The sequence below is a fragment of the Streptomyces sp. NPDC005302 genome (assembly GCF_040607345.1).
Lineage (GTDB): Bacteria > Actinomycetota > Actinomycetes > Streptomycetales > Streptomycetaceae > Streptomyces.
Genome location: NZ_JBEXGN010000011.1, coordinates 82,472 through 95,042 on the forward strand (window position 1 = coordinate 82,472; position 12,571 = coordinate 95,042).

9 protein-coding genes are annotated in these 12,571 nt (G+C 72.5%); 1 reads left to right on the forward strand and 8 read right to left on the reverse strand.

Features of this window, described 5'->3' with window-relative positions; all coding sequences use genetic code 11:
- Position 1: 1 nt before the first annotated feature.
- The 6 genes from ABZT74_RS18670 to ABZT74_RS18695 form a co-directional block, all read right to left on the reverse strand.
- Positions 2–964, reverse strand: a complete 963-nt coding sequence (locus ABZT74_RS18670; protein ID WP_355876824.1) for an ABC transporter substrate-binding protein — start codon at positions 962–964, stop codon at positions 2–4.
- 1 nt (position 965) lies between these two features.
- On the reverse strand, positions 966–2,906 hold the full coding sequence (locus ABZT74_RS18675) for an ABC transporter permease subunit (protein ID WP_356436209.1): 1,941 nt from the start codon (positions 2,904–2,906) through the stop codon (positions 966–968).
- Entirely contained in the window at positions 2,906–4,015 is a 1,110-nt protein-coding gene (locus ABZT74_RS18680) for a glycine betaine/L-proline ABC transporter ATP-binding protein (RefSeq protein ID WP_355877099.1), read from the reverse strand. The genes ABZT74_RS18675 and ABZT74_RS18680 overlap by 1 nt, the downstream gene beginning before the upstream one ends.
- An 89-nt stretch (positions 4,016–4,104) precedes the next feature.
- Positions 4,105–5,634 (reverse strand): GMC oxidoreductase, encoded by a 1,530-nt coding sequence (locus tag ABZT74_RS18685; protein ID WP_356436211.1) that lies wholly within the window; start codon positions 5,632–5,634, stop codon positions 4,105–4,107.
- A gap of 187 nt (positions 5,635–5,821) precedes the next feature.
- A complete protein-coding gene (locus ABZT74_RS18690) occupies positions 5,822–7,336 on the reverse strand; it encodes an aldehyde dehydrogenase family protein (protein WP_356171080.1) in 1,515 nt (504 codons plus the stop codon).
- 219 nt (positions 7,337–7,555) lie between these two features.
- Positions 7,556–8,593 (reverse strand): hypothetical protein, encoded by a 1,038-nt coding sequence (locus tag ABZT74_RS18695; RefSeq protein WP_356436213.1) that lies wholly within the window; start codon positions 8,591–8,593, stop codon positions 7,556–7,558.
- Positions 8,594–8,972: 379 nt separating this feature from the next.
- On the opposite strand from ABZT74_RS18695, the gene ABZT74_RS18700 reads away from it, so the two are divergent.
- Positions 8,973–9,662 (forward strand): siderophore-interacting protein, encoded by a 690-nt coding sequence (locus tag ABZT74_RS18700; RefSeq protein WP_356436216.1) that lies wholly within the window; start codon positions 8,973–8,975, stop codon positions 9,660–9,662.
- 114 nt (positions 9,663–9,776) lie between these two features.
- Here ABZT74_RS18700 and ABZT74_RS18705 read toward each other — a convergent pair whose 3' ends face one another.
- Complete coding sequence (locus ABZT74_RS18705; protein WP_164369350.1) at positions 9,777–10,766, reverse strand: malate dehydrogenase; 990 nt, start codon at positions 10,764–10,766, stop codon at positions 9,777–9,779.
- Between the two features lie 483 nt (positions 10,767–11,249).
- Positions 11,250–12,503, reverse strand: coding sequence for a DUF2690 domain-containing protein (locus ABZT74_RS18710; protein ID WP_356436219.1), 1,254 nt, complete (start codon positions 12,501–12,503; stop codon positions 11,250–11,252).
- Positions 12,504–12,571: the final 68 nt, after the last annotated feature.

The window sequence follows — 12,571 nt, forward strand, 5'->3', positions numbered from 1 at the left end:
GCTACGAGGACAGCCAGGCCCGCCACGTCGACCGGTGCTGGTCGACCCACTTCTTCGCGGCCTCCTGCGGCGTCAACTTGTCGTTGGCGATCATCAGGGAGACCTCGTTCTGGTCCTCGGTGGTCCACTTGAACTTCTTCAGGAAGGCCGCCGCCTTCCCGCCGGTCTTCGCGAAGTCGGCGTTGAGGTACTTCTGCAGCGGGGTGTGCGGGTAGGCGCAGGCGACCTTCGCCGCGTCCGCGTCACAGCCCTCCTTGTAGGCGGGCAGCTTCACCTCGGTCATCGGGACCTTTTCGAAGAGCCACTGCGGGGAGTACCAGTACGTGAGGAAGGGCTTCTTCTCCTTCGCGAACTGCTTCATCTGCGTGATCTGCGCGGCTTCCGAACCGGAGAACACCACCTGGTAGTTGAGCTTCAGGTTGTTCACGAGCGCCTTGTCGTTGGTGACATAGGACGGGGAGCCGTCGAGGAGCTGTCCCTTGCCGCCGCTCTCGGGGGTGCGCAGCTGGTCGGCGTACTTGTTCAGGTTCTTCCAGTTCGTGACGTCGGGGTGCTGCTTGGCGAAGTACGTCGGGACGTACCAGCCGATGTGCCCGGTCACGCCGAGTTCGCCGCCGGGGGCGATCGTCTTCTTGTCGTCGACGTAGCGCTTCTCCTGGTCGGGGTGGCCCCAGTCCTCCAGGATCGCGTCGACACGGCCCTGGCTGAGCGCGTCCCAGGCGGGCACCTCGTCGACCTGGACGGTGTCGACGCGGTAGCCCAGCTCGTGTTCGAGCAGGTACTGCGCCACGCCCACGTTGGCCTGGGCACCGACCCAGGACTGCACGGACAGGGTCACCGTCTTCGCGCCCTGGGCGTTCGCGAAGGGCGAGGCCTGCTTGGTCATGTCGGCGGCGCCACAGCCGGTGAGCAGCAGCAGGGCCGATGCGCCGGCCACGGCGGCGGATGTCGTACGGAGTCGCATGTCAGGCTCCCTTCCTCACGCGGCGTTCGGTGGGCTGGGTCACCCGGTCGAGCATCAGGCCGAGGCAGACGATCGCGGCGCCGGCCACCAGGCCGGTGGCCAGGTCGCCCTGCGCGAGGCCGAACACGACGTCGTAGCCGAGCGCGCCACCGCCGACGAGGCCGCCGATGATGACGACGGCGAGGACCAGGACGACGCCCTGGTTGACCGCGAGTTGCAGCGCCGGACGGGCCAGCGGGAGCTGGACCTGGCGCAGTTGCTGCGTGGGGGTCGCGCCGAGGGAGCGGGCGGCCTCCATGGCGGCCGGGTCGACGGCGCGCAGTCCCTGGGTGGTGATGCGGACGACGGCGGGCAGCGCGTAGACCACGGCGGCGGCGACGGCGGGTGCGCGGCCGACGCCGAACAGGGCGACCACGGGGATGAGGTACACGAACTGCGGCATGGTCTGGAAGACGTCGAGGACCGGCCGGAGCAGTCGCTCGAAGCGTTCGCTGCGCGCGGCGGCGATGCCGACGGCGAAGCCGATCACGAGGGTCACGGCGACGGCGGCGAGTACCTGGGACAGCGTGTCGAGGGACGGCTTCCACACGCCGAGCACACCGATCGCGGCCATGGCGAGGACGGCGGTGAGGGCGGTGCGCCAGGTGCCGATGAGCCAGGCCAGGGCGGCGACGATGAGCAGCACGGACCACCAGGGCAGCCATTGCAGGCCGTCCCGGACGGGGTCGAGGACCCACGTGGTGAAGTGGCCCGCCCAGTCGGCGGTGCCGCCGATGTAGGGGACGCCCGAGTACAGGTGGTCGGTCATCCAGTCGACGGCGTTGTTCACCGGCTCGGCGATGTCGACGACCCACGCGTCGGGCCAGTCCAACCGGCCGGCGAGTCGTCCGGCGACCGCGACGACCACCGCGGCGGCCGCCCCGTACAGCCAGGGGGTGCTCGCGCGGGCCTCGCCGAGGCGTTCGCCGGCCGCGCCCGTGACGCGGTCGAGGACGACGGCGAGGAGCACGATCGGGATGCCCGCGGAGAGGGCGGCGCCCACGTCGACGGAGGCGAGTGCCTGGTAGACGCGGTCACCGAGACCGCCGGCGCCGATGACGGAGGCGATGACGGCCATGGACAGCGCCATCATGATCGTCTGGTTGAGGCCGAGGAGGAGTTCCTTGCGGGCCAGCGGGAGGCGTGCGGTGAGCAGCCGCTGGCGGGCCGTGGCGCCGAGCGAGGCGACGGCCTCCATCACGCCCTCGTCCGCGTCGCGCAGACCGAGCGCGGTGAGGCGGGCCATGGGCGGGGCGGCGTAGACGACGGTGGCGAGGACGGCCGCGGGGACGCCGATGCCGAAGACCAGCACGACCGGCAGCAGGTACGCGAAGGCCGGGAGCACCTGCATGGTGTCCAGGACGGGGCGCAGCGCGCGGTGGGTGCGGTCGGAGAGCCCGGCGGCGAGGCCGAGCAGAGCGCCGAGGACGACGGAGGCGAGAACGGCGACCACCATGACCGCGAGGGTCTGCATGGTGGGCACCCACATGCCGAGCAGTCCGCAGGCGAGGAACGCGGCACCGGTGCCGAGCGCCAGCCGGACGCCGGCCGCGCGCCAGGCCACGACGGCGGCGACGGCGGTCACTCCGGCCCAGCCGGCGGCGAGGAGCAGCAGGTAGACGCCGTGCACGGAGAGGACGACGGCGTTGCTGACGTAGCCGAAGAAGTAGAGGAACAGCGGGTGGCTGTCGCGGTTGTCGATGATCCAGTCGCTGGCCCTGCCGAGCGGTTCGGTCAGGTCGACGGTGAGGGCGTGCGGCCAGCTGCCGCTGGCCCAGTGGGCGTCGGCGAGCGGCACGAGGACCGCGGCGACGAGGGCGAGCAGCAGGAGCTTGCCGACGGCGGGGTGCCGGAGGCGGGCGGGCAGGACGGTGCGGGGAGCGGACGCGGTGACTGTGGCCATCACACCGCCTCCTTCCGCAGGTCCGCGCCGCCGCGTGGGTCCGCGCCGGTCCGGGCGTCCTCGCCGGCGTTCAGGTCCGCTCCGGCGACGACGGCGAGCAGCCGTTCGTGGTCGACGACGCCGAGACAGCGGCCGTCCTGGACGACGCAGGCGGCGCGTCCGCTGCCGGAGACGGTCCGGATGGCGTCGTGTACGACGGTGCCGGGGGCGAGCGCGTCGGGGTGCTCGGTCGCGCCGCAGGCGCCGGGCCGCATGGCCGTGCGCACGGTCATGACCTGTTCGCGGGGTACGTCCCGGACGAACTCGCGGACGTAGTCGTCGGCCGGGGAGCCGACGATCTCCTCGGGGGTGCCGAGCTGGACGATCCGTCCGTCGCGCATCAGGGCGATGCGGTCGCCGAGGCGCAGGGCCTCGGAGAGGTCGTGGGTGATGAAGACCATGGTGCGGCCCTCCTCGTGGTGCAGCCGGACGACCTCCTCCTGCATGTCCCGCCGGATCATCGGGTCGAGCGCGCTGAACGGCTCGTCGAAGAGCAGGACCTCGGGGTCGACGGCGAGCGCGCGGGCCAGCCCGACGCGCTGCTGCTGACCGCCGGAGAGCTGTCCGGGCCTGCGCTGTTCCATGCCCTCCAGGCCGACCTTGGCGACGACCTCGGCGGCCTTCGCGCGGCGTTCCTCACGCGGGACGCCCTGGATCTCCAGGCCGTAGGCGACGTTGTCGAGGACGGAGCGGTGCGGCAGCAGGCCGAAGTGCTGGAAGACCATGGCGGCGCGGTGCCGGCGCAGTTCGCGCAGCCGGCCCTTGTCCATGGCGAGGACGTCCTCGCCGTCGATGGCGAGCCGGCCCGAGGTCGGCTCGATCAGCCGGGTGAGGCAGCGGACGAGGGTGGACTTGCCCGAGCCGGACAGGCCCATGACGACGAAGACCTCGCCCTTGCGGACGTCGAAGCTGACGTCGCGGACGGCGGCGGTGCAGCCGGTGGCGGCGCGCAGTTCGGCGGCGTCGAGCGAGGCGAGTTCGGGGTCGCCGGGGACGCGGTCGGCCTTCGGTCCGAAGACCTTCCACAGGTTCTGTACGGAGAAGACGGGCTCGGTCTCGTTGCCGCTCATCTCGACTCCTTCGCCGGGCAGGGTGGTGGTGGTTCCGGCTGCCGTGCTGTCGTCCGCGGCGGACGGGTTCACGTCGGTGGTCGTACTCATCACGCACCGCCCCCGATCAGCTCGGCGGCCTTCTCGCCGACCATGAGCACCCCGATCATCGGGTTCACGGCGGGCATGGTCGGGAAGACGGACGCGTCGGCGATGCGGATGCCTTCGAGGCCGCGGACCCTCAACTCCGGGTCGACGACCGCGTGTTCGTCGGACGTCTCACCCATCCGGCAGGTGCCGGCCGGGTGGTAGACGGTGTGCGCGACCTGGCGTGCGTACGCGCTGAGTTCCTCGTCGTCCGTGACGGCGGGGCCGGGGCAGACCTCGCGCTTGAGCCAGCCGGCGAGCGGCTCGGCCTTGGCTATCTCCCGGGCGATCTTGATGCCGTCGACGAGGGTGCGGCCGTCGTAGTCGTCCTCGTCCGTGAAGTAGCGGAAGTCGAGGGCGGGCTTGACGGCCGGGTCGGCGCTCGTCAGGTAGAGGCGGCCGCGGCTGCGCGGCTTGGGGATGTTGGGGGTCAACGAGACGCCGTGCTCGGGGCGTTCGTAGCCGAGGCGCTCCGGGTTGTCCGTGAACGGGATCTGGTAGAAGTGGAACATCAGGTCGGGGCCCTGCTGTTCGGGGTCGCGGCGGACGAACAGGCCCGCGTCGGAGTCCATCGCGGAGTTCTCCGGGATCGGTCCGTTCGTCTCCCAGACGATCACCGACTCGGGGTGGTCGAGGAGGTTCTCGCCGACGCCGGGCAGGTCGTGCACGACGGGGATGTCCAGCTCCTCCAGGTCTCCGGCGGGGCCGATGCCGGAGTGCAGCAGCAGGCGCGGGGAGTCGACGGCGCCCGCGCAGAGCAGGACCTCGTTCTTCGCGCTCACGAGGACCTCTTCGCCGTCCTTCGTGCGGACGTGCACGCCGGTGACCCGGGTCCCGTCGAGTTCCAGCTTGTACGCCCAGGTCTCCAGCAGGACGGTCAGGTTGGGGCGTTCGTCCATCACGGGATGCAGGTACGCGACGGAGGCGCTGGAGCGCTTGTTGTTCTCCGGGTGGTACGCGAGGTCGAAGAAGCCGACGCCCTCGGTGAACGGCTTCTGGTTGAAGCCCTCGACGCGGGGCACGTCGAGCGCGGTCTGCGCTGCGTCCACGAAGTCGCGGGCGATGGCGTTCCGGTCCTTCTCGTCGACCGGCACGATGTTGTTGAGGAGCCGCGCGTAGTACGCCTCCATCGGCACCGCGCCCCAGCCCTTGGCACCGGCCGCCTCCCACTCGTCCCAGTCGGACGGCAGCGGCTTGAACGCGATCAGCGTGTTGTGCGACGAGCAGCCGCCGAGCACCCGGGCGCGGCTGTGCCGGATGTGGGAGTTGCCGCGTGGCTGCTCGGTCGTCGGGTAGTCGTAGTCGAGTTCCCCGCCGAGCAGGCCCATCCAGCGGCGCAGGGTCAGGACGTCGTCGCGGCCCACGTCGCTGGGCCCGCCCTCGATGACGGCGACGGTGACGTCGGGGTTCTCGGTGAGGCGGGACGCGATCACGGAGCCCGCCGTGCCGCCGCCGATGACGACGTAGTCGTACCTGTTCTCGTGCTGGGACATGGAATGTGCTCCAAGGTGCCTTGTGCGGTGGGGGGTCGGGGAGGGGGACGAAGGTGGGGACGGGGGACGGCGGGGTACGGGTGCGCACCGGGCGGCGGATCGGGTCGTCGCCCCTGGGGGCGGTGAACCGGCGCCCGGCACCGTGCGTCGGTCTCCGGGCCGGCGAGCGGTGCCGGCCCGGCGGGGTTCAGCCGGCGAACCAGCGCACGGGCCGCGGCGCGAGGTTCTGGTAGACGTGCTTGGTCTCGCGGTACTCGGCGAGTCCGGCCGGGCCGAGTTCGCGTCCGACGCCGCTCTTGCCGAAGCCGCCCCACTCGGCCTGCGGGAGGTAGGGGTGGAAGTCGTTGATCCAGACCGTGCCGTGCCGCAGCCGGCCGGCGACGCGCCGGGCGCGGCCGGCGTCGGCGGTCCAGACGGCGCCGGCGAGGCCGTACTCGGTGTCGTTGGCGAGGGCGACGGCCTCGTCCTCGGTGGAGAAGGTCTCCACGGTCAGGACGGGTCCGAAGACCTCCTCGCGGACGACGCGCATCTCGCGGTGGCACTGGTCGAGGACGGTCGGCTCGTAGAAGTAGCCGGTGGCGGGCCGGACGCCGGACGGCTCGGGCCGCTTGCCGCCGGACCGCAGCACCGCTCCCTCGTCCAGCGCGGAGGCGACGTACGCCTCGGTCTTCTCGCGCTGGCCCTCGGAGACGAGCGGGCCGCACTCCACGCCGTCCTCGGTGCCGCGGCCGAGCCGGATGGCACCTGCCCTGCGGGCGAGTTCGGCGACGAAGCGCTCGCGCACGGACTCCTCGACGATGAGCCGCGAGCCGGCCGAGCAGACCTGGCCGCTGTGGATGAAGGCGGCGTTGAGCGCCTGGTCGACGGCGGTGTCGAAGCCCTCTTCGGTGGCGCAGGCGTCGGCGAAGACGACGTTGGGGTTCTTGCCGCCGAGTTCGAGCGCGACCTTCTTGACCGTGTCGGCGGCGGCGTGCGCCACCTTCGTACCGCTGACCAGGCCGCCGGTGAAGGAGACGAGGTCGACGTCGGGGTGCTCCGCGAGGCGGGCGCCGACCGTGTGGCCGGGGCCGGTGACGATTCCCGCGACCCCGTCGGGCAGGCCCGCCTCGGCGAGCAGTCCGAGCAGGGCGACGGTGGTCAGCGGGGTGATCTCGCTGGGCTTGACCACGAAGGTGTTGCCCGCGGCGAGTGCCGGAGCGATCTTCCAACTGGCCTGGAGGAGGGGGTAGTTCCAGGGGGTGATCAGCGCGCAGACCCCGACGGGTTCGTGCACGACGACGCTGTGGATGTCGGCCGAGCCCGCGTCGACCACGCGTCCGCCGCCCTCACCCACGACGAGGTCGGCGAAGTAGCGGAAGGCGTCGGCGACACAGTCGATGTCGACGCGCCCCTCCTCCACGGTCTTGCCCGCGTCCCGGCTCTCCAGCAGGCCGAGTTCCTCGCGGTCGCGGACGAGGAGGTCGGCGACACGGCGCAGCAGAGCGGCGCGCTCGGCGACGGGGGTGTGCGGCCAGGGGCCCTCGTCGAAGGCGCGGCGGGCGGCGGCGACCGCGAGGTCGGTGTCCTTCTCGTCGCCCTCCGCGACCACGGCGAACGGCTTGGCATCGGCGGGGTCGAGGATCTCGCGCGTCGCGCCGGAGAGCGCCGCGCGCCACTCGCCGCCCACGTGGATGGTCTGTTCTGCCTGCTGCTGTCCGGCCATGATCGGTGTTGCCTTCCGTTCCTGTTCGACGCCCCTGAGTCACACAGGTGTGACCCCCGGGGGCCGTGAGCACATGCCCCTCGGCCCGGGATGCATGCACAACCGGACACCGAAAGTGCGCCAGGTCACGGAAAAACCCACCAAAACAGGATGAGAAGGGACGAATAAACAGGCCGGTGGGTGGCGATCAGCCGCTGCGAGCGGACCGGCCGGACGTCATCAGCCGCCGCAGGCGGACCCGGCCGGGCAGAAGGAGTCCAGGGCCGTCGTGAGCTGATCGCTCATGTCCGTGCCCGCGGGGCCGCTGGCGACGATGGCGTACGGCGTGCCGTCCGCGGCCTGGAAGCGGTGGTCGATGGTCCCGGTGGGCCCGAACTGTCTGCTGTCGTAGCGGTAGCTGAACTCCGTCCAGTCGGCGCCGCTCCGCCGGTTCAGGTACCGGTAGCCCTTGAACCCCTCCGCGATGTCCTGGGCCTGCGCCGAGGAGTCCGTCACGGAGACCTCCTTGACCTCGAACACCATGAGCTTGCGGTCGCCGCCGGGGGCCGTGTACGTGACGACGGGCGCCAGCTTCCCCTGCGTCTGGTCGCGCGCCCAGCCGGCGGGCACGTCCACGCTGTAGCCGAGCGGATCGACCGCCCTGCTGTACCCGGGGGACGGCGCCGGGGCGGTGGGCGACGCCGGGTCGGCGTAGGCGCCCTCGTCGCCGGTGTTGTACGGGCCGTCCGAGGGGACCCCGGTGGTCGCGGTGACGGTCACCGCCGGTCCGCCCTCCGTCCGGCCGCCCGAGGCGTCGTCCCTGGTGATGGCCCAGAGTCCGCCCCCGACACCGCCCGCCAGAACGGCCACGGCGACGATCACCAGCAACAGCTTGCGCGAGTCCCCCGGCCCCTGCCCCTGACCCCCGCCGGGCACGGGCGCACCACCCCCGGGCCACGGCTGGACGGGCGGCGACCATGCGGGGGACTGCTGCTGGGGCGGCCAGGACTGCTGCTGCGACGGCGGCGGCCCGCCCGGCGCCCCGGGCGTCCCGGGCGTCCCGGGCGTCCCGGGCGTCCCGGTCGGCTGCGGCGGGTACAGGTCGGGCCGCACCGCACCGGCCTGCGTGGCGGCGGCCCACCACTGATCGCCGTTCCGCTGCTCCCCGTCCCCCTGGCCACCGTCGGACGGGTCCGGACGGCCGCCACCCTCACGGCCGTCACCCTCGTCACCGTCGTCGACCCACTGCCGACGGTCCGCGTCCCATCGCTGCGCCATCCCGTCACCCCCGCTCCGTCACGGCCACGCGCGTCGGCGGCCGGACCCCGGCGCCTGATCGCCGGCGCCTGCCGCACCCCTGTCCCCTGCCGGACCGTACGGACGACGATAGTGACGTTCGCGCCCAACGCACCCCTCTTTATGGCGACAAAGCACGTCTGTTCGATGCGTACTTTCCGTACGCCCCACCAGCCCCGCCCGCCCGCACAGCACTTCCCGTGCCCGGCACGGCAGCCGAGCCCTTCGCCCTCCCCCACGCCTGCTGAGCCGCACGCACGCGTCCCGTACCGAACCCGCACGGGAACACGCCCGCCGACGCCCGTACGGTGACAGCGCGCTCTCCACGCGCCCCAACACCCCCTCCCCCGAGGAGTATTCGATGCCCGCGCTGCTCACACGTGTCCTGGACCGGCTGATGCTCCAGGGCACGGCCACCGAGGCCGAACCGGTGGCCGCGCGCGTGCGGCGCCTGCGCGTCGAGGGCCCCGCCCTGGCCGGCCTCGATCCGCGTCCGGGACAGCAGGTGCGGGTCCTGGTGGAGGGCACGTTGACCCGGCGTACGTACTCGGTCTGGCGCTACGACCCGGTGGGCGCCGTCGAGTTGTGCGTGCTGGACCACGAGGGCGCGGGGCCCGGGGCGCGCTGGGGACGGAGCGTGCGCACCGGCGACACGGTCCGGTTCGGCAGGCCGGAGGGGTCGTTCGTGCTGCGTCCCGACGCCACGCACCACGTGTTCGTCGGGGACGAGACGGCGTCGGTCGCGTTCGGGGCGATGCTGGCGGCGCTGCCCGGCTCGGCGACCGTCTCGGGCTGCCTGGAGACGCGGACCCCCGAGGACAGGCTTCCGCTCCAGCACGCGGAACGCCTCGACTGGACGGTGCGCGGCACCGGTTCCCTCGCCGACGCGATACGCGGGCTGAACCCTCCGCCGGGCGGCGCCGCGTATGTGGCGGGTGAGGCCCGGACCGTGCAGCGCGTGAAGCAGATCCTCGTCCAGGAGGCCGGCTGGGACCGCCGCGCGGTGGTGACGAAGCCGTTCTGGGCGCCGGGGAAGCGGGGGTTGGAGTAGGCCGCCCGACAAAGGGCGCCTGTACCCCGGCACAGCGACGCCCGGACGGCTTTCGCCGTCCGGGCGTCGTGGTCACCGCTGGGGACCGGCCTCGGTGGAGGCGGTCCGGGCGGGTCAGATCAGGCCGAGGCCGCGGACCGCCTCGCGCTCCTCCTCGAGCTCCTTGACGGAGGCGTCGATGCGGGCGCGGGAGAACTCGTTGATGTCCAGGCCCTGGACGATCTCGTAGCGGCCGTCCTTCGTGGTGACGGGGAAGGACGAGATGAGACCCTCCGGGACACCGTACGAACCGTCCGACGGGATACCCATGGAGGTCCAGTCGCCGTCCGCCGTGCCGTTGACCCAGGTGTACACGTGGTCGATGGCGGCGTTGGCCGCGGAGGCGGCCGAGGACGCGCCACGGGCCTCGATGATCGCGGCGCCCCGCTTGGCGACGGTCGGGATGAAGTCCTCGGCGAGCCACTTCTCGTCGTTGACGACCTCGGCCGCGTTCTTGCCGCCGACCGTGGCGTGGAAGATGTCGGGGTACTGGGTGGCCGAGTGGTTGCCCCAGATCGTCAGACGCTGGATGTCGGCGACCGTGCTGCCGGTCTTCTTCGCGAGCTGGGTCAGCGCGCGGTTGTGGTCCAGACGCGTCATCGCCGTGAAGCGCTCGGCGGGTACGTCCGGGGCGGCGGCCTGCGCGATGAGCGCGTTCGTGTTCGCCGGGTTGCCGACGACCAGGATCTTGACGTCGTCCGCGGCGTTGTCGTTGATCGCCTTGCCCTGCGGCTTGAAGATGCCGCCGTTGGCGGAGAGCAGGTCGCCGCGCTCCATGCCCTTGGTGCGGGGGCGGGCGCCGACGAGCAGGCCGACGTTCGTGCCGTCGAAGGCGACGTTCGGGTCGTCCGTGATGTCGATGCCCTGGAGGAGCGGGAAGGCGCAGTCGTCGAGCTCCATGGCGGTGCCCTCGGCGGCCTTCAGCGCCGGCGTGATCTCCAGGAGGCGCAGCTTGACCGGCACGTCCGCGCCGAGCAGCTGGCCGGAGGCGATGCGGAAGAGCAGGGCGTAACCGATCTGGCCGGCCGCGCCGGTGACGGTGACGTTCACGGGAGTGCGGGTCATGGCGTTCTCCGTATGACAGCAGGCGGTGGGGCGTCCCTGCCCCGGGTGCAGGATCGTCCCGGCAACCGCCGCAATGATCGATCAAGGAGTTCGATGATCGATCTCTCGGCGTCAAGAGAGATCCGCCGTCAGGCTATCGCGCATCCGGGACCCCGTACGTCCGGGTCCGTGTGGCCCAGCCCACAGATCCCGGGGGGAGGCGGTCGCCGGGCCCGGGAGAGGGGGTGAGCTCGGCGACCGCCATGTGGGTGCCGGGGGTCGGGGGAGGCTGTTCTCCCTCTCCCGACAGCACCGGATCCCGTGGGGGTACGGCTTCGCCTGCCCCCTTCCCGCGAACTCATTCACCTTCACGCGGGATTTCTCCGACGCCCCCTGACAGACCGTCTTCCGCCCCCTCCGCCGCTGCCCTTCCCACCCCTCGGGCGCCGCCCCGGCCGCGCTCCGAACACGCCGGAGGGGCCGGTCATTCCGGTACGGAAGGGGCTACTTCGTGCAGCCCTTCTGTCCGGTCTTCAGCGTCGCGCAGGCCCGCGCGTCCCCGGCGTCCTTCACCGCGACCATCGGCGTGTACGCGTCCGGGTCCGCGTCGACCGCCCCCGTCTGCTTCGCCGCGGTCCCGGACGACACGTCGACCCGGTCGCCTCGCGCCGCCTGCGTGATCCGCGCCCAGGCCGCCCCGCAGGTCTTGCTGTAGCGCACCTCCACCAGCGCCGTGCCCACCGTCACGCTGGTGGTGGTCGTGGCCAGTTCACCGCCGCAGCCCATGTTCTCCGGGTCCTTGCCGGTGCACGAGGCCCCGGCGCACTTCACGCCGGGCGGCAGATCGGGCCGGGTGCTCGCGGACACCGCCGGGGCCTTGCGCGTACCGCCGGCCTCCTCCTTGTCCCCGCCCTGGGTGAGGTACACGGCCACCGCGACGACCACCAGGGCCCCCACGACCCCCGCGAGGAACATCGTCAGCCGCCGCCTGCGCCGTGCGCGGTCCTCCCCCGCACCGGCGGGCCGCGCGTCCTGCGGCGACGGCCCCCCGGCCGCACCACCCGCACCGCGCGCATCACTCGCACCGGGCGCACCGGACGTACCTGTCGCGGCGCCGCCACGCGGCGGCCCGACGACCCCCCAGCCACCACCGCCGCCGGAGCCCGCTCCCGAGCCCGCCCGGGACGACGACGTCCCCCCGTACGACGGTTCGCCCCCGTCCCGCCCGGTCGGCTGGAGCGGCACGGACGGCGACACCGAGGGCGTCGTCGCCGGTGTCGCCCTCGGCGGAATCGTGGGCGAGACCCCCGCCGGCCCGGCGATCCCCGGCGTCGCGGTCGCGCTGCCGGCCCGGCCGGACGCGGCCCGCTGGCCGCCACCGCCGCTCGCGGCGCCCCCCTTGGCACCGGCCGCCGGTCCGAACTCCCCGAGCGCGGCACGCGCCTGGGATATCCGGATCGCCTCCATCGTCATGTCGTGCCGCATCTCCGAACGGCTCCAGGCGCGCTCGGCCAGCTCCCACATGGTCGTGAGGTGCACGGGACTCGCCCCGGTCACCTCGGACAGCGCGACGATCGCCCCCTTCGGCGCGAGCAGCCGCCCGTTGAGATAACGCTCCCAGGACGTCTTGCTGTAGCCCGTGCGGTCGGCGACGGCGGCGATACTCAGCCCGCTCCGGTCGACGAGCCGTCGCAGTTGGCCGGCGAACTCCTTGACCTGCGGATCGAGTTCATCCGGCAAGCCTTTCCAACGAGGCATTCCTTCCCCCCTCTTCCCCCGTTTCGTGCACGACGTTTCCCCCGCGTGCGACTCCCCCGGCTCCCGGT